Below are 17934 nucleotides of genomic sequence, written 5' to 3'. Positions count from 1 at the left end.
ACATCAACGATGTGGTGGAATTACGTGATACCGATCGTCACACTGATCGTCGGTTTGGTCGGCGGATTCTTTATCGGTGTGTATTATCTGCGCCGTCAGTTGACGACCATGCAGAACGATCCGCAAATGCTGCAAAAAATGGCTAAACAGATGGGTTACAATCTGAATGGCAAGCAAATGCAGCAGGCGCAGCAGATGATGAAGAAAAACGGTGGCAATATGCCGGGCGGAATGCCTGGCGGCAAAGCGCCGAAAGGCAACGCGTTTCCTCCAAACAACAAGCGGAGAAAATAAGAGCGCAGTCCGGGACGATATGGATGTTCCGGGCCTTGCATCGACCGGGCTTTTTTTGCGGGTCCGGTCCGTGCATCAGGTAAGGAGGAGCGAGGCATGGCCGGCGTTAACGATTATACAAACAAGAAGGTTGGCGACAACCGTGAACAGATCGAGTATCATGTCGCCCAAATCCTGGAGCTGATCGGCGAAGATCCGCAGCGGGAAGGGCTTTTGGATACTCCGGCGCGCGTAACGCGGATGTACGAGGAGATTTTTGCCGGATACGACGTGGACCCGCGCGAAGCGCTGGGCGTGACGTTCGACGAGCATCATGAAGAATTGGTTATCGTCAAGGATATTGTCTACTATAGCCAGTGCGAGCATCATATGGCGCCGTTTTTCGGCAAAATTCATGTGGGCTATATCCCGAACGGCCGCATCGCGGGCTTGAGCAAATTTGCCCGTCTGGCTGAGGCCGTTACGCGTCGCCTGCAAGTGCAGGAACGGATTACCACGCAGATCGCCGATATTTTGGTCGAAGTTCTTCAGCCGAAAGGCGTTATGGTGGTCGTGGAAGGCGAGCACCTGTGCATGTGCGCCCGCGGCGTCAAGAAACCGGGCAGCAAGACGGTGACGACGGCTGTTCGCGGCGTTCTTCGCAACGATGCCGCGCAGCGCGCCGAGTGTCTCGGACTGATTAAGAACTGAAGTTGATTGGTGAAGCAAGATGAACCTGTCCGTTGCCGGGCGCGGTTTCGCGTTATTGTCTTTGGAAAAAGACGATGATCGAAAAAACGCGCATCGGCTCGGCAGGTTCTTTTTTCACGGGTAAATAAAAGGAGTGATCAAGATGAAAAAAACAGCGATAGGTCTGGCTTTGCTCATGTTGCTGGTGCTGACTGCGTGCGGCAAACCCGCTTGGGTGGGACATCAGGAATCGGAGCCGCTGGAAGGCACGGAGCAACTGTTCGACCTCAAGGCTTATGATCCCGATGAAAAGGTAGAGTTGACTTGGGACGGACAGCAGGTAGCGGGAACGTTCGAACGTCATCCGGAACTCCTTGTCGGCGCGTACATACCGGAAGGCGCGACAGCGTTCAAAATGAGCAACGATACAGCGTGGGGCTTTGAAAGTCAACAGATCTTCATGACCGTTACGAAAAATTCGATGATCGATGCTTCGTTGATGCGGGATCGTACGGAAGAGCTGATGGCTTATAAGGAATATCGGGGATCGATCAATGACGGGCGCATCGCGGACTTTTTCCAAGTCGAGCAGGACGGAGAGACGTATGTCGTATCGTTCACCTACCTCGACAAGGCCAAAGCCCTGCCGCTGCTGATCGATATGGCGAAAAGTCTTCGGACCGTTGAATAAAACATCTTGCAAGGAATATGTCAAAAGCAGGCCGGGAATTTTGCGGCTTGCTTTTTTATTTGAATCGATAGCGACGGGAGTGCCTGAAGTGTGCGAAAATAAAAAAAGAAGGAAGTTTGCGCGTTATTTAGGACGTGTACGCAAACTTCGAAGGAGGCAGATTTAGGCGAATTTTCGTTCTTTGCAAGGAAGGGTTCCGAAGGCGTGCTGGGGCACGTCAAGGAACACTGACGAAGCAGAGGGCGAAAAGGCGGCTAAAGATGCACGTCGTTAAGTTTGCGTACACGCCCTAGGACGGGAATCGAAAAATCGGATAAGGGGGCTGGCGGCATGGAAAAGGATCGATTGATCGAGGGTACAGGGGACATGGACGGAAAAAAAGGTGGACATGCGTCAGATACGGCTGAATCATTCGAGACGATCGACAAGGAGGCGCAGAGCGAAAACGGACGGGGATCAGCATGGCCTGCCGGCATTCGAATCTGGACGCCGCCGCTGGAAAGCATGCCGGAAGACGTCATGTTCCCGCTGGCTTGGGAAGAGATGATGTGCCGCCGCGTAGGCGAAGGCGAAGCGCCGATCATGCATATCTGGAGGCACCCGTACGCGTTGACGATCGGGATGCGGGACCGTCGGCTGCCGAGAGCCCCGCAGGCAATGGACAAGCTCCGGCGTGAAGGCTGTTCGGTCGCTGTACGGGTATCCGGCGGTGCGGCGGTTCCGCTGGACGAAGGCGTGGTGAATGTGTCGATCATTTTGCCGAACCCCGATCGTAAGCTTGAACTGCATGGAGACTTCGAACGGATGGTGTCGCTGATTGCGGGAGCCGCATCGCCATGGACAAGCGAGGCGAAGGCGGGGGAGATCGCGGGAGCTTTTTGTCCGGGCGATTACGATGTCAGCGTCAACGGACGCAAATTTTGCGGAATCGCGCAGCGGCGGCAGACGAAGGCTTATATTTTGACGGCTTTCGTGATTGCGGAAGGCGGCGGCGAAGAGCGGCGCCGATTGGCCCGTGAATTTTATGACGAAGCTTCCGGAATTTTGAGTCCCGGACAAGCTTACCCGGATGTCCGCGAAGGCTCCATGGGTAGTCTGGACGAGCTGGCGGGCGTGCCTTCGGCTGAAGCTTACATGGCATCGTTAGTGGAATGGATGATCGACCAGGCGGGGGCTTCGGTGTTGAGCGCAGGGCCGGAGCTGCCGCTTGACGAGTTGGATCGCTTGTCTGCGGAGCTTAAAGCAAGGTATGACCGGGATTGATCGGATTCTCGGATAAATAGATCGGACGCATGGAAAAAGCCGCCTCCGCAAGCCTTGTGATCGATCGGCTGGGGAAACGGCTTTTTTTCATGAACAGGGAATTTGAAGACGCATGTTGATTACGGGCTGCCGACTTCTCCGACTTCGCCGTTCTCGATCTCCTCTTGGGCCGCCAGGCGGATATCCCCGAGGAAATTGGAAACGCGGCGCAGATACTCTCGCGGATGCTCGCGGAAGATCAGCTCGTGATGCGAATCTTGCACGATCCAGGATCTGGAGTTCGGGTTCGTCTGGTTCGCGGCAAGCTGTTCGGCAATCTCGTACGGAGCTTTCGAGTCTTCGGTGCCGTGGATAAAGAAGATCGGGATCGGATAATCCTTTTGCTCGACTTCTTTGTACGGAATCTGGTTGAGACTCGTTCCGTTCAGCACCGGGAAGATCATCTGCAAAATTTCAAGCGACGGATGGCGCGGCAGCGCGATGTTTTGACGAATATTGTGGTACAGCGTATCCGGTTGGAGCAGGAAAGCACTGTCCAGGATCATGGCATCGATATCGTCGCTGATCAATGCCGCTTGAAGCGCAGTGCCGCCCCCCATCGAAAAGCCCCATACGACGACTTGCTCGGCGCCTTTTTGCTTGGCGTATTGAACGGCTCCCAGCAGCTGCTGCGTTTCTTTTTTGCCGCCGGTCGCCACTTCCTTGCTTCCTTGCGAAGCAAAGCCGTAGTCGAACATGATCACGTTGAAGTTGAGTCGGTGCGCATAATGCGCGATGTCGTACATCGGAATCCAGGTCTCTTCGCGATTGGCTCCATAGCCGTGGCTGAGCACGATCGTTTTCTTCGAATCCGCATCGTCAGCCGGAATATACCAGCCTTGCATGATGCGACTTCCGTCGACTGCGGGGAAGGTGACATCCTGGTATTCCATACCGACGGCCTGCTTCGGGTTGGAATAGAGCGGAGCCACGGTGGGGTTGGATAATACCCAAGCAATATAAGCATGCAGCGCGACAAAACAGAAAATCAGAAAGAAAAGAATCGATAAGAACAAAGCCACTGCTATGTTACGCAACCGACGACGGCCCGGCGAAATCTCCTTGACGTGTTCCTCCGTTTGCGAAGCATTGTGCTGCGGCGACGGAGCAACGGTTCCGGAAGCGGGATTCATCGCGGTCTCTCCTTGTCTGGAATTTGGGTCTGAATGTGAAACGTCCGCGGATAGCGCGAGTAGAGCATGTGCTGCAAGAGATCGGATAACTCGAATCTTGTTGAAAAAAGGGATATGCTTTGTTTTTATGGTATGCTCCGATGCGGCTTAAGTCAAACCTAATCCTTTTATCGGATGAAGGTTGGTTTTCGTGTATGGCGGGAAAGTTACTTCGCTGGGGGAAGCGAGAAGACTGCGAGAGAAATTCGTTCCGGTCGCGTGTTGAAATCGGGAAAAAGGATTAAATTTTTATTTGAATTTTCCCGATTTCAAAGGCGATCGCTGGCGCTCCTACACTGAATTTCTCTCTCCGTCTTCTCGCTTCCAGTCACCGTAGACTTTCGCGCCATGTTTTTTTATTGGTAAGAATCTTTCAAGTACTAGAGTTTCATAAAAAATATTTTTGTTTCATATAATGAAACGTAAATATGCTATATTAGTAAGGAAAAGAAAAGCCGTTGTGTAGACATACTAAGCAAGGTGGAGTCGTAATTCATAGGCTGCGCCATATCTTTTATATCAAACGTGAAGGCAATCGGTGAAACTCAAAATTTCGATGAGAATCCGGAGAGAAGGTATACCTGTATGGAAGACGGCAAACTGAAAGTTCGCGCCGTTGATCGTGCGCTCGATATATTGTTATGTTTTACCCGTAAAGAAAGTCTGAGTCTGACGGAGATTGCGGGTGAAGTGGAGCTGCATAAAAGCACGGTGCATCGACTGATGACCACGCTTGAAGAAAAGGGGTTCGTCAGCCGTGACGCATCCACCGAGAAATATCGGTTAGGCATCAAAATTTGGGAGCTGTCCGCGCATTTGTCGAATACGGACGATCCGGCGCTGCTGCTGCTGCCGTCCATGGAAAAGCTGCGAGACGAGCTGGACGAGACGGTCAGTCTGTATGTATTGGACGGTCGGGAACGCTTGCGGATTCAGGCCGTGCAGAGCAATCAGGCGATTCGCCGCGTGGCTCCGGTCGGGGCGCGGCTGCCGCTGTATGTGGGCGCTTCGAGCAAGGCGCTTGTTGCTTTTTCCGGCGAGCGGGAGCAGGAGCATATCTTAAGCGATCCGATCTGGCCGGATTCGGTCAGCCGCACGGCGTTCCGCGACCAGCTGCGCGTGATTCGGGCGCGAGGCTATGCGATGAGCGTGGAAGAGCGGGAGCAGGGGGCGACGTCGGTCGCGGCTCCGATCTTTGATTTGAAAGGCAATCTGGCAGCGGCTTTGTCGGTGTCGGGACCGCTCGCCCGGCTTCCGGTGGAGAAGCTGGAGAGTTATGCGCCATTGTTGATGGAGCGGGCGCGGGAGATGGGCATGATGATTCGAGGGTGAGGGAAGCGCGGGGGTGCTTCCTGAGGGCAAAGTCCTGTTCGGCGTAAAGGCCTGGGGCCTTTACAAGGGCGGACTTTAAGGGAAGCAAATAAGGCTTCTTGGTTAAGTAGGTTGAAGAGATTGAGAAAAGCAGGTTGATTTCCTTGTGTGAGAGGAAATCAACCTGCTTTTTTTGTATGAAGCGGATCGAGAAGTGCGAGTGTTCAGGTGATTTCAGAGCTGGACGTTTTTTAAACGCGTAGAGTCACGGTTGAGGGGTGTAACGGATCGTAGCGACGCTTAGAGACTTGAATTTGGAGTTTCAAAATTCTAACGGATCTACGTGACGCTTAGCCGCTGAAAATCGAGTTTTTACGTATTAAAAATGTCTTTTTTCCGTCTAAGCGTCAGTAGAATCCGTTAAAACTTTAGGGAGGTGAAAATGGGGTTCTAAAGGAATGACGATCCGTTAGAGATTGGCGTGTTTGACGTATCGATTCACGTTTTACTTCGAAAGTGACTTTGAGCTTGTCGGGGAGGAAACAGTTTCAATCCACGCCCTCCGCACGGAGAGCGACTGCATTCACTTTTCCCCCTTGCCCCGCAAGGCTTTCAAGGGTCAAAAGTGCGAACCTACCGGGGATTCCATGGGAGCTTCGGGTTCGCACTTTTCAACACTGGTTAGGGCTTCTATTCCTCCGCCAACCCTTTTACATATCCAATAAACTCCCGCACCGGGGCCGAGTAGATCGGTTCGTCGCGGTAAGCCAAACAAATTCGCCTACGATTCACGTAGCCTGGAAGCGGGCGGCGGATCAGTTCGCCGTTCGCCGTTTCTCTCAGCACGCTGCGGAGAGGGAGGACGGCTACGCTGTCGTTGCAGCGCAGCGTCTCTTTGATCGTCTCGATCGCTCCAAGCTCCATCGCGGAGAAGAAGGTCAGGCCGATTTCTTGCGCCCACTGTTCGGTCAGGCGACGGGAGGTGGAGCCGGGTTCGTGCAGCAGGAAGGTCTGGTCGGTCAGGTTGTTTACGGACAGCACGGCTTCGGCGCTGAGCGGGTGGGCGGGGTTCATGACTAATTGAAGCTCGTCCTCGATCAGAGGAACGACGATCAGGCCTTTTTCTTCTCCGTCCGGCAGCGATACGACGGCGGCGTCGATCTCGTAGCCGCGCAGCATCGCCAACGTATCGCCGGCTTGTTTGACGGTAAGCTGCAGCTCGATGTTCGGATTGAGCTGACGAAATTCGGCGAGATACGGCGGCATGAAGTAGGTGGCCGGCGTATAGCTGGCTCCGAGGCGCAGGCGGGCGCGTTCGCGTCCCGAACGGGATTTCATCTGGCGCTGCGCCTCATCCATAAGCGTCACGATGCGTCTGGCATAAGGCAATAGCTCTTCCGCGGCTTGCGTTGGCTGAAGGGTGCGCGCTTGTTTACGGAACAGTTCGACGCCGAGTTCTTCCTCCAATTTTCGCAGATGGAAGCTGACGGTGGGCTGTTTGAGCTCAAGACGTTCCGCCGCCGCGCTCAATGTGCCGACCCTGCAAATCTCCAGAAACACTTTCAACTGCTGCACGTTCATGCTTCTTTTTCCTCCCTCAAGCTGCTATTACGCTCGAAGTATAGAATTTATCTTGATTAAAAACAATATGTATAGATAGATTTAATAAAACTTCTCGTTTCCCTTTACGACGTTCTTACATTGCACTGATAAAGTGAAAGCAAGAAAGAAATCCAGACGGATACAGGGAGGCTTACTCATTCATGAAACTTTGGAAAACGAAATCGGCTGCAACGCTCGGACTGCTGCTTCTCACTTTTACGACGGCATGCGGCAGCGGAGCAAGTCAACCGACGGCTCAAGCTTCGACCGACGCTGCGGCGACGCCGGCAGCGACAACTTCTACGGAAACTAAAGCAACTGCAGATGCAAAACCGGCAGCCGGTGAGGAAATTACGGTCTACCTGAACGATTTCGATGCGGTGATCGGCGACATGTTCGAGAAGAAGACAGGTTACAAGCTGAACGTCGTGGTCGGTAACGGTGCCGAGATCATGTCGAGAGTCGAAGCGGAAAAAGGCAACCCGCAATGGGACGTTCTCTGGATCGACTCCATGCCTTCCGTATACGGATTGGATCAAAAGGGACAACTGCTGCAGGACTGGACTCCGGAAAACGCAGGCAACCTCAAAGAGTCCTTCGAAGCGCAAGTGCCGGACGACAAATCGTATTATCCGACAGGCGCGCACGCGGCGGGCGTACTGGTGTATAACACGAACGAGCTTTCCGAAGCGGACGCTCCGAAATCGTGGGAAGATCTGACGAAAGATACGTACAAAGACCTGATCGGAACGGCAGACCCCGCGATCGCGGCTCCGGCTTACCCGTTCGTGTCGTGGTTCTTCGAAAACAAAGGCATGGAAGGCGGACAGGACTATTTCGGCACGATGATGAAAAACGGAATGCGCGTGTATCCGAAAAATCCGCAGGTCGCCCAGGCGCTGACTGCCGGAGAAGTGGACGTAGCGATGCTGCAAGAAACGAATGCTTATTCGCTCGTAAACGCCGGAGAGCCGATCGAGATCATCTGGCCGGAAGAAGGCGCGCCGGGTTCGGTACGCGTGGCGGCGATTCAGAAAGATACGAAACACGCGGCCGTAGCCAAAGAATTCGTCAACTTCCTGCTCGATCCCGAAGTGCAGCAGCAGCTGATCAATGAAGGGGACGAAAGCTACTTCGAACCGTCCGCGGAAGGCGTGGAAACGAAGGAAGACCGCGAACAGGACGCCAAACTCAATATCGCCGATGCCGCTTGGGCCAGCGAGCATGAAGCGGAAATCAAACAATGGTTCGCCGATCAGGCGATTCAATAAGCGGCCGCGATGATTCGATTAAACGCAAACAGGCTCGGCTGGATCGTGACGATCGTTCTGGCCGTGCTGGTTCTTTTCCCGCTGGCGGCAGTCATCGTTCAGGTGCTGCTGCCCGGGATTTTCTTCGGCTCGCTCAACTTCGGAGAGATCGGCCTGCTGTTGGAATTATTTGAACGTCCGTTATGGCGTAAATCGTTGGAAAATTCATTGCTTCTCGGTCTGGGCACCGCCGTGCTCGGCACGCTTCTCGGAACGGTGCTGGCGATGGCGCGCATGCAGTGGAAGTTTCCCGGAGCGAGATGGCTGGATGCCGCGGTCTGGGTGTTGTTTATCATGCCGTCGTTCATTCTGGCGCAAGGCTGGATCATGTTCTCGACGGGCAACGGATTGGCAGCTTCGGTATTCGGATGGCATTGGGTCACGGCAGCGGTTTTCCAACCGGCCGGCCTGATCGTCATCATGACTCTTAGCAAGTTCCCGCTGGCCTACTTAAGCGTTAAAGCGGCCATGGAATGGAAAGTCGAAATGTTATCCGATGCAGCACGGCTGTGCGGAGCGAGTCCTTTTAAAGTATGGCGAACCGTTCAGGCTCCTCTGCTGCTTCCTGCAATTCTTTCGGGTATGGCGCTCGTATTCATGGATACGATCGGCGACTTCGGTCTTCCGTCCGCCGTAGCGGCCGTGTATCGTTTCCCGACCTTGCCGTACTCCATTTACTCTGCTATTTATACGTCGCCGATCCGCTTCGATATGGCGGGCGTACTGTCCTTATATCTGGTTGCTTTGATTGCGGTAGCCATGCTGCTGCAATTCTGGGTGCTGCGCCGCTCGCGTTACGACATCTTGAGCGGACGCGCCGTACCTTCCGTGCCGAAACCGGCCGGACGTCGCATGACGTGGGCGCTGGCGATCGGAAACGCATTATTCTTACTCGTCGTGATCGGGATTCCTATCGGTTCGAGCATCGTCACTTCGCTGCTCAAAATCCAAACGAACGGCTTGACCGCCTCCAACCTGACCTTGGAAAACTATGCGTCGTTACTGTCGGAAGGCAGCTCGCTGTTACCGGGTCTCGGACGTTCGCTGCTGATCGCAGGATCTGCTGCCGTTATCGGCCTGATCGTGGGCTTGGGCGCAAGCTTCGTCCTGTCGTATTCGAGGTTCCGGTTTAAGCGCGGCATCGAAACGGCATCTTTGATCTCGTTCGCCGTACCGGGCGTCGTGCTCGGCATCGGCTACATCTTCGTCTGGAACCAACCGTGGCTGGAAAACTTGGGTATCCGGTTGTACGGCAAGCCGGGCATTCTCGTGCTCGCGGCGATCGCGGGCGCGATTCCGGTGATCACCCGCGTCATGACCGGCGCGATGGCGAAAGTGCCGGAAAGCCTGCTCGACGCCGCCCAACTGCAGGGAGGTTCGCTGATCAGCCGTATCCGCTATATCCTGGCTCCGTTGGTGCGCGGCGCGTTGATCTCGGCAGGACTTGCGGCGTTCGGCGCTTGCGTGTTCGATCTGGCCGTGAATTCGATCCTGTTTCCGCCGAACTTCGAAACGCTTCCGGTCGCGATCGACGACGCGTTCGAGGATCTGCGCTTCGGTTATGCTTCGGCAGCGACCGTAGCGGGCGGCGGCATCGTCGTCGGCATCATGATGATTCTCGAACGATTACTCCGCAGAAAAGAGGCGAGTGCATGAGTGCATTGAACGAAAAAATCAACCCGGAAGCCCATCACCCGGCATCTAACGAAGCTTTGGAACCTTTCAACGGAGGCGAGCCATCTTCGGCTGCTCCGCTGCTGCTGGATATCCGCGACGTGAAAAAACATTACGGCAAATTCCAGGCGCTCAAAGGCGTATCCCTCGACCTGCGCGAAGGCGAGATCATCAGCGTGCTCGGCCCTTCGGGCTGCGGCAAATCGACGCTTCTCCAACTGGTAGCGGGATTGGCGAAACCGGACGGCGGCGAGATTCTGTTGTCGGGCCGACGGATCGCTTCCGCTTCGGGCATGGTTCCCCCGGAGAAACGCGGCGTGAACATGGTCTTCCAGGATTACGCCCTTTGGCCGCATATGAGCGTGTTCGACAATATTGCTTACGGGTTGAAACAGAAAAAAATGGATCGTGCAGCGATTCGAGCTAAGGTTGAGGAGGCGTTGGACTTACTGCGTTTGAACGGTCTGCAAGACCGACTGCCGCCGCAATTATCCGGCGGCCAACAGCAGCGCGTGGCGATCGCGCGCGCCATCGTCACCGAGCCTCGCTTGATGCTGCTCGACGAGCCGCTGTCCAATCTGGATATGCGCCTGCGCATCGAGATGCGTACCGAAATGGCCGTCCTGTTCCGCCGACTCGGGATCAGCGTTTTCCATGTCACGCATGATCCCGAAGAAGCTTTCGCCATGGCCGACCGCTTGCTCATCATGCGCGAAGGCGCCATCGACCAATTCGCTTCCCCGAAAGCATGCTTCCGCCGCCCGGCCAGCCGCGAAGCCGCTTCGCTACTGGGCGCGATCAATCGCTTGGAAGGCACGTTCGAATCCGTTCCCGGCGGCCTTGCCCTGCGCACCGATGCCGGCTTGGTTCCCGGCATCTATTGCGGCTCAGGCGAAGCCCCGCAGCCCGGCGAACGCGGCGAACTCCGCTTCCGCCCGGAAGAACTCAAAACCGAAGCCGAACTTGCGGCAAGTTCTAGTCATGTCCATAGCTTCGCCTCGAGCAATCCGACAGCCGCCAACGCTTTTTCCGAAGCCGCGTCTCCACATTCGTCTGTACCTGCCGGAACCCTGACGTTCCGCATCGTATATGGAACCTTCGAAGGCGCACGCTGGCGCTCCCTGGCCGAGACCCGAGCCGGAGACCGTGCTTACCTGCTCCATGCTTCACCCGTAACCCCGGGCCAAGAGGTCACGTTAACCCTCCCGGCCCAAGCCGCATTGTTGTACCGTGCTTGAATGTTATCTTAAAATCGGTTGAACGCTTGTATCGTCCGTCTAGACGATACGAGCCGTTCAAAGCTGAACTAACCCAAACCACCAGGCGAGGGGGTTCGATAGAAGCCTTTACGCAGGATAAACAACCCGCAGCGCCTATCGAAATCCTCTCGCCCACAGGAGCACCCACCATGAACCCTTCCAATCGACCTGCGATTCCCGCCCGGAAGTTCGAACGGCTTCTGGCCGTATCCGATATTCACGGACACGGCGAAGGATTAGATCTCCTGCTTCGGGAGGCCGGATATGATCCGGATCGGGATCAATTGATTCTGGGCGGCGATTACATCGATACCGACCCGGACACCTGGAACATCCTTGACCGCATCATCGAATTAACCAACGAGGGAGCTATTGCTCTGCCCGGCAATCATGAATTAAAACTATTGGCATTACAACCGTCGGTTCGCCTTCGGATCGAATCCAAGCTCGACTGGCTGCGCGACCTGCCGCCATGTGCCGAAACCAGCGGGTTCCTGTTCGTACACGCAGGATTTCGTCCCGGCATTCCGCTGGAACGTCAGACGCTGCGCGACATGATTGAAATTCGCGAACCTTTCTGGACCTCCAGCGAACAAGATTTTAATGGAAACGACCGAATCGCCGGACGCACGATCGTATTCGGTCACACGCCAACCTTCAAACTCGGCACAGCGCCAGGTTCCGTCTGGACCCGCCCAGGCAAAATCGCGATCGACACCGGCGCCAAACACGGCCTGCGTCTGACATTGATCGATCTAACCAACGCTATCACCTATTCCTGCTCGACGGCTCCCGAACGTCTTTACCGAGACATCCGCCGCCGTAAAATTCAACTACCGACTTCCTCCGCGACTCCTCAAGTCCCCGCCGAGCCTCCTCAAGTGCTGTAAACTGAAGCCGAAGTTGCCGTTTTACCGAAGCTTCTTCGCCGAAACGGCAGCGCAAAAGACCTTGTTTTCCATCCAGGCGGAAAACAAGGTCTTCAACTTATCAAGAAAGCCCAACGTAGCTAGAAGCGAGAAGACGGAGAGAGAAATTCAGTGAAGGAGCTAAAGCATTTCGAAGAAATGAACTTCGGAAGCCTATGCTATAGATCGCCTTTGAAATCGGGAAAATACAAATAAAAGTTCAATCGGTTTTCCCGATTTCAACACGCGACCGGAACGAATTTCTCTCGCAGTCTTTTTGCTTTCCTCGCCGCCCTTTGCGTTTCGGCTGCTTTTTCAGCTATCATAGATCATTATCGGTCAACGTACTATTTACGAAAGGCAGGGGGCTTATCATGACGATCATGTTTTCTCAAGTTTCCGACATGCAGCAAATCGAGCAAGTAGCAGCGCTCGCCTCGGACATCTGGCACGAGTACTACATAACGCTCATCACGCGCGAGCAAATTACCTATATGGTCGACAAATACCAATCGGTACCGGCCATCGAACAACAGATTCAAAGCGAAGGCTATACCTATTATCTGATGCAAAACGGATCGACTCCGGTCGGCTATCTGGCATTCAAGCAGGAAGACGGCAAAATGTTTTTGAGCAAGTTTTACGTCGCTCAAGAGCATCGCGGCAAAGGCTATGCAAGCAAAGCGGACGCTTTTCTCGAACAGCTCTGCGCAGAGTCCGGCTTAAGCCGCATCTGGTTGACCGTCAATCGCGACAACCGTTCCAGCATTGCCGTTTACGAGAAAAAAGGCTTCCGCAAGGTGCGCGAGCAAGTCGCCGACATCGGTAGCGGATTCGTGATGGACGACTTTGTTATGGAAAAAGAACTCGTGCCCCAAAGCGTCTGATCGCCTACAGATCTATCGACATCCGAATCATATCGCGGCATTGGATTCCGTTCTCGAAAATTTCTTCGTCGTAGTGTCGGGTGAAGAAATCCAAATCCACGCCGATGATCCGAAAACCGCATTTCTGATAAAGCGCAAGCTGGCCGATTCCGGAATTGCCGGTTCCGACCTCGATCGTACGGTAACGGGCTGCACGAGCCGTCGAGATTGCGTGCTGAACCAGCTTTTTCCCGATGCCCTGTCCATGCAAGGATTCATCGACTGCGACATTGACCAGCTCGACCGTTTCCGGTCTGGTAGGAAGCAGGACGTATACGCCAACGACGGCAGATTCTTTTTCAGCAACAAAAGAGAAGCCCCGACGAAGATAGTCTTCGACGATGGGGCGTGACGGGTCGGCGAGCAGCAGAAGGTCCATCGGCGGCTTTTCCTCTACCGCAAGCGGTCTGATCGTTAACGGCTGTAGCGACAATTTAAATTCCTCCCTAAAGAAGTCTCAGGCTAAAAGTGGACATTCGCGTCTATTGTAACCTGAAAGGAAACGCGGTCACAAAGCAAGCGATGATCGATGGAGAACGCGTTGTTCAAAGTGAGCGTTTATCTGCTTGCCTGCATATGCAAAAACCCGCTCTTGCCGCCGTTTGGCGGAAAGAGCGGGTTTTTTAGAGAGACGAATGAGTACCTGATCCGCATTAAAGGTAAGGTTACGTCCGCCTGAAATGCACTTAAGGCGTATGCGTTTCAGGTGAACATAAGCCTCTGATTAAGAGTTGATCAAGTATTAATCCTGGGAAACCTTCATCATTTGACGAAGTACCGTTTGCAGGATGCCTCCGTTGTAGTAGTAGTCGATATCGACCATGCTGTCCAGACGAGCAATTGCGTTGAATTCGAACTTCGTGCCATCCGTGCGGGTTGCGGCTACGGTCAGCTTTTCGCCAGGCTTCACGTCATTGCTCAGGCCGAGGATATCGTACGTTTCCGTACCGTCGAGAGCCAGCGACTTCCAGCTCGAACCTTCTTCGAATTGGAGAGGCAGAACGCCCATGCCGACGAGGTTGCTGCGGTGAATCCGTTCGAAGCTTTCCGCGATGACGGCTTTGACGCCGAGCAGCATCGTGCCTTTTGCCGCCCAGTCGCGCGAGCTGCCCGTTCCGTATTCTTTGCCGGCGATGACGATCAAGTTCTGACCTTCGTCTTGATACTTCATCGAAGCGTCATAGATGGACATCACTTCGTCGGTCGGCAGGTACTTGGTTACGCCGCCTTCGGTGCCCGGAGCGACCTGGTTGCGAATCCGGATGTTGGCGAACGTGCCGCGCATCATGACTTCGTGGTTACCGCGGCGCGAGCCGTAGGAGTTGAAGTCTTTGCGCTCGACGCCGTTTTCGGCCAAGTACAGACCGGCAGGGCTGCTCGGCGCGATGTTTCCCGCCGGAGAAATGTGGTCGGTCGTGACCGAATCGCCCATCAGCGCCAGCACGCGGGATTGCTTGATGTCGGCGATATCGTTCATGCCTTCGTTCAGCTTGCGGAAGAACGGAGGGTTTTGGATATACGTCGATTTCGCGTCCCATTCGTACAGTTCGCCTTCCGGCACTTCGATCTCGTTCCAACGCTCGTTGGCCGTGAAGACGTTGGCGTACTTCAGACGGAACATTTCCGGCGTGATCGCCATGGCGATCGCGTCGCGGATCTCCTGGGAAGTCGGCCAAATGTCTTTCAGGAAGACCGGTTCGCCCTGTTGGTCGTAGCCGAGCGGTTCCGTCGCCATGTCGATGTTGACCGTACCTGCCAGCGCGTAAGCGACGACGAGCGGAGGCGAAGCCAAGTAGTTCATTTTGACCTGGGCGTGTATGCGCCCTTCGAAGTTCCGGTTGCCGGACAGCACGCCCGCAACGGTCAGATCGTTATCGGCGACGACTTTCGCCACTTCGTCCGGCAGCGGGCCGGAGTTGCCGATGCATGTCGCGCAGCCGTAACCGGCAACGTAGAAGCCCAGTTTTTCCAGCGGCTCGAGCAAACCGGCTTTGAACAGGTAGTCGGTTACGATCAGGGAGCCCGGGGTCAAGCTGGTTTTGACGTATTCCGGACGAACCAGACCGCGTTCCACCGCTTTTTTCGCCAGCAGGCCCGCACCCAGCATAACGCTCGGGTTGGACGTGTTGGTGCAGCTTGTAATCGCCGCGATCGCGACAGCACCGGCTCCCATTTCGCTGGTTTTGCCGTTTTTATGGTTGACCGTGACTTTTTGCGCGATTTTCTCGTCGCTCAGGCCGTAACCGCCTTTGTCGACCGGAGTACGCACGATGTCTTCGAAGTTTTTCTTCATGTTGGTCAGCTCGATGCGGTCCTGCGGACGCTTCGGTCCCGCAAGGCTCGGTACCACGGAAGCCAGATCGAGTTCCAGCACTTCGCTGAACTCCGGATCGGCCATGTCGTCGGTACGGAACATGCCTTGCGCGCGGTAATATTTTTCCACGAGTTCGATCTGTTCGTCTTCGCGTCCCGTGCTGCGCAGGTAGTTAAGCGTTTCGGAGTCGACCGGGAAGAAACCGACCGTCGCGCCGTATTCCGGTGCCATGTTGGCAACGGTCGCGCGGTCCGCCAGGCTGATGTTGCTCAGGCCGGGACCGTAGAACTCGACGAATTTGCCGACAACGCCTTTTTTGCGCAGGATTTCGGTAACCGTCAGCGCCAGGTCGGTCGCGGTCGCGCCTTCGGCCAGGCTGCCCGTCAGCTTGAAACCGACGACGTCAGGGGTAACGAAGTACAGAGGTTGACCCAGCATGCCGGCTTCCGCCTCGATGCCGCCGACGCCCCAACCGACAACGCCCAGACCGTTGATCATGGTGGTATGAGAGTCCGTGCCGACGAGGGAATCCGGGAAGACGTAAGTCTCTCCGTCGATCACCTTCGTTGCCGCTACGGAAGCGAGGTACTCCAGGTTGACCTGGTGCACGATGCCCGTTGACGGCGGTACGGCGCGGAAGTTATCGAATGCCGTTTGCGCCCAACGCAGGAAGCGGTAACGTTCTTCGTTGCGCTCGAATTCGACGTTGATGTTGTAATCCAGCGCGTCTGCCGTACCGAAAGCGTCGACCATGACCGAGTGGTCGATAACGAGGTCGACAGGCACGAGCGGGTTGATCTGCTTCGGATCGCCGCCGGCAAGCTTAACCGTGTCGCGCATCGCTGCCAGATCGACGACGACCGGAACGCCGGTGAAGTCTTGCAGAACGATGCGTGCCGGGATAAACGGAATTTCTTTATTCGCGTCGCGGTCTTCGTTCCAACGCGCGATTTGCTTGACGTGTTCCTCGGTGATCGCGCGGCCGTCGAATTGGCGCACGGCGGCTTCGAGCAGAACGCGAATGGAGAACGGAAGCTTGGAAATGCTGCCGTGTCCTTGTTCTTCGAGTGCCTTCAGGCTGTAATAACGGTAAGTCTTGCCACCGGACTCGAGAGTGCTGGCGGTGGAGAATCGATCGGACAAAGCCATGGGGTGTACCTCCTCGGAAAATGGGATGAAGCAACTTTAAATGTCGTTTGTTTCATTGGGTGAAACCAAATTTCAAAAATATCTGTTTTAATTATAACGTTTACAATCCGGCGCGTAAAGTCCTTTTTACCCCGAAATCGCCGCGCCGCATCGAATTTGGAAGCCTGGCGGTATGCGTCTTTTCTTTGCAGGCAGGCCGCCGATCCACTATACTGGTGAAAGGGATTTTAATGAATTGACGGGGGTTCGGACATGACAGCAAACAAAGTAACCGTAGGACTGGTATATGGCGGCAAATCGGGCGAACACGAGATTTCGTTGCAGACCGGTTTTGCGGTAATGAATGCATTCGATTACGGCAAATACGAGATCGTTCCTTTTTATATTACCCTCCGCGGCGAGTGGCGAATGGGATCCGTTCTTGACGGACCGATGAACTCGGTGGAAGACATGAAGTTGGAAGCCGCGGCAGGCGGTACGGCGGAAGCGGCAGGCGCCATGTTCGCCGCACTGAGCGGACAGGCGAGCAGCATTGACGTGATGTTCCCGCTGCTGCACGGCACGTTCGGCGAGGACGGCACGATTCAGGGACTGTTCGAAATGGCGGGACTTCCTTATGTGGGCGCGGGCGTGCTTTCGTCTTCCGCGGGCATGGACAAAGATGTCATGAAAAAGTTGTTTGCCGCCGCAGGTTTGGAGCAGGGAGAGTATATCGCTTTCGGCGAGCGCGATTGGCGCGTAAATCGTCATGAACTGCTGCAGGAAGCGGAAAACAAGCTCGGCTATCCGTGCTTCGTCAAGCCGGCGAACCTCGGTTCCAGCGTAGGCATTTCCAAAGCCGCCGACCAGGAAGCCCTGATCGACGCGGTCGAGCTGGCGCTTCGTTACGACCGCAAGGTGCTGATCGAGACGTTCATCGACGGGCGCGAACTCGAAGTAGGCGTGCTCGGCAACGACGAACCGCAAGCTTCCGTGCCGGGCGAGATCGTATCTTCCGGCGATTACTACGACTATAACGCGAAGTATATCGACGGCAAGTCCGAGATGATGATTCCGGCTCCGGTCGATGCGGATCTGGCCGATTCGCTGCGCGAACTGGCGATTCGGGCGTTCAAAGCCGTCGAAGGCAGCGGATTGTGCCGCGCCGACTTTTTCGTGCGCCGTTCGGATAACAAAATTCTGATCAACGAAGTGAATACGATGCCCGGCTTTACGCCGTTCAGCATGTATCCGCTGCTGTGGCGCGAGACGGGAACGTCGTATCAGGCACTGCTCGACAAGTTGATTGAGCTGGCGTTGGAGAGACATGAGGCGAGAACGCAACTTCAATACGGAAGATAGGAGAAATGAATC

General features: G+C 55.1%; 15 protein-coding genes. 11 read left to right on the top strand and 4 right to left on the bottom strand.

Annotated elements, in window-relative coordinates; genetic code table 11:
• Positions 1 to 9: 9 nt before the first annotated feature.
• The 4 genes from HRQ63_RS14940 to HRQ63_RS14925 all read left to right on the top strand — a co-directional run bounded on the left by HRQ63_RS14940 (position 10) and on the right by HRQ63_RS14925 (position 2917).
• Complete coding sequence (locus HRQ63_RS14940; RefSeq protein ID WP_037284892.1) at positions 10 to 294, top strand: YneF family protein; 285 nt, start codon at positions 10 to 12, stop codon at positions 292 to 294.
• A gap of 96 nt (positions 295 to 390) precedes the next feature.
• The gene (gene folE, locus HRQ63_RS14935; RefSeq protein ID WP_172245188.1) at positions 391 to 984 is read left to right on the top strand and encodes a GTP cyclohydrolase I FolE; all 594 of its coding nucleotides are present in this window, start codon (positions 391 to 393) and stop codon (positions 982 to 984) included.
• Between the two features lie 142 nt (positions 985 to 1126).
• Positions 1127 to 1654: a hypothetical protein gene (locus HRQ63_RS14930; protein WP_172245186.1), complete on the top strand. Its 528-nt coding sequence runs from the start codon at positions 1127 to 1129 to the stop codon at positions 1652 to 1654.
• 330 nt (positions 1655 to 1984) lie between these two features.
• Positions 1985 to 2917 carry a lipoate--protein ligase family protein gene (locus HRQ63_RS14925; protein ID WP_229714208.1) on the top strand — a complete coding sequence of 311 codons (933 nt, stop codon included), beginning with the start codon at positions 1985 to 1987 and terminating at the stop codon, positions 2915 to 2917.
• A 119-nt stretch (positions 2918 to 3036) separates the two neighbouring features.
• Here the strand turns inward: HRQ63_RS14925 and HRQ63_RS14920 are convergent, their stop codons facing one another.
• Positions 3037 to 4089, bottom strand: coding sequence for an alpha/beta hydrolase (locus tag HRQ63_RS14920; RefSeq protein ID WP_172245184.1), 1053 nt, complete (start codon positions 4087 to 4089; stop codon positions 3037 to 3039).
• Between the two features lie 624 nt (positions 4090 to 4713).
• Here HRQ63_RS14920 and HRQ63_RS14915 point away from each other — a divergent pair.
• Positions 4714 to 5460, top strand: coding sequence for an IclR family transcriptional regulator (locus HRQ63_RS14915; protein WP_172245182.1), 747 nt, complete (start codon positions 4714 to 4716; stop codon positions 5458 to 5460).
• Positions 5461 to 6129: 669 nt separating this feature from the next.
• Here the strand turns inward: HRQ63_RS14915 and HRQ63_RS14910 are convergent.
• Positions 6130 to 7020 (bottom strand): LysR family transcriptional regulator, encoded by an 891-nt coding sequence (locus HRQ63_RS14910; protein ID WP_172245180.1) that lies wholly within the window; start codon positions 7018 to 7020, stop codon positions 6130 to 6132.
• A 182-nt stretch (positions 7021 to 7202) separates the two neighbouring features.
• On the opposite strand from HRQ63_RS14910, the gene HRQ63_RS14905 reads away from it, so the two are divergent.
• From HRQ63_RS14905 to HRQ63_RS14885, 5 genes are all read left to right on the top strand, one after another.
• On the top strand, positions 7203 to 8312 hold the full coding sequence (locus HRQ63_RS14905; protein WP_172245178.1) for an extracellular solute-binding protein: 1110 nt from the start codon (positions 7203 to 7205) through the stop codon (positions 8310 to 8312).
• Between the two features lie 9 nt (positions 8313 to 8321).
• Positions 8322 to 10007 carry an ABC transporter permease gene (locus HRQ63_RS14900; RefSeq protein ID WP_172245176.1) on the top strand — a complete coding sequence of 562 codons (1686 nt, stop codon included), beginning with the start codon at positions 8322 to 8324 and terminating at the stop codon, positions 10005 to 10007.
• Positions 10004 to 11263, top strand: a complete 1260-nt coding sequence (locus tag HRQ63_RS14895) for an ABC transporter ATP-binding protein (RefSeq protein WP_172245174.1) — start codon at positions 10004 to 10006, stop codon at positions 11261 to 11263. Before HRQ63_RS14900 ends, HRQ63_RS14895 begins: the two co-directional genes overlap by 4 nt.
• Positions 11264 to 11433: 170 nt before the next feature.
• The gene (locus HRQ63_RS14890) at positions 11434 to 12174 is read left to right on the top strand and encodes a metallophosphoesterase (RefSeq protein ID WP_172245172.1); all 741 of its coding nucleotides are present in this window, start codon (positions 11434 to 11436) and stop codon (positions 12172 to 12174) included.
• A gap of 392 nt (positions 12175 to 12566) precedes the next feature.
• Positions 12567 to 13079 carry a GNAT family N-acetyltransferase gene (locus HRQ63_RS14885; protein WP_172245170.1) on the top strand — a complete coding sequence of 171 codons (513 nt, stop codon included), beginning with the start codon at positions 12567 to 12569 and terminating at the stop codon, positions 13077 to 13079.
• Between the two features lie 4 nt (positions 13080 to 13083).
• Here the strand turns inward: HRQ63_RS14885 and HRQ63_RS14880 are convergent, their stop codons facing one another.
• Complete coding sequence (locus HRQ63_RS14880; RefSeq protein WP_172246093.1) at positions 13084 to 13497, bottom strand: GNAT family N-acetyltransferase; 414 nt, start codon at positions 13495 to 13497, stop codon at positions 13084 to 13086.
• A gap of 363 nt (positions 13498 to 13860) precedes the next feature.
• Positions 13861 to 16581: an aconitate hydratase AcnA gene (gene acnA / locus HRQ63_RS14875; protein ID WP_172245168.1), complete on the bottom strand. Its 2721-nt coding sequence runs from the start codon at positions 16579 to 16581 to the stop codon at positions 13861 to 13863.
• Between the two features lie 252 nt (positions 16582 to 16833).
• Between acnA and HRQ63_RS14870 the strand changes: the two genes are divergently transcribed.
• Positions 16834 to 17922: a D-alanine--D-alanine ligase gene (locus tag HRQ63_RS14870; protein ID WP_172245166.1), complete on the top strand. Its 1089-nt coding sequence runs from the start codon at positions 16834 to 16836 to the stop codon at positions 17920 to 17922.
• Positions 17923 to 17934: the final 12 nt, after the last annotated feature.

This window comes from Saccharibacillus endophyticus (assembly GCF_013185185.1).
GTDB lineage: Bacteria > Bacillota > Bacilli > Paenibacillales > Paenibacillaceae > Saccharibacillus > Saccharibacillus endophyticus.
The sequence above is the reverse complement of the archived record's forward strand: the minus strand, read 5'-3'. Positions and strand labels throughout refer to the sequence as shown.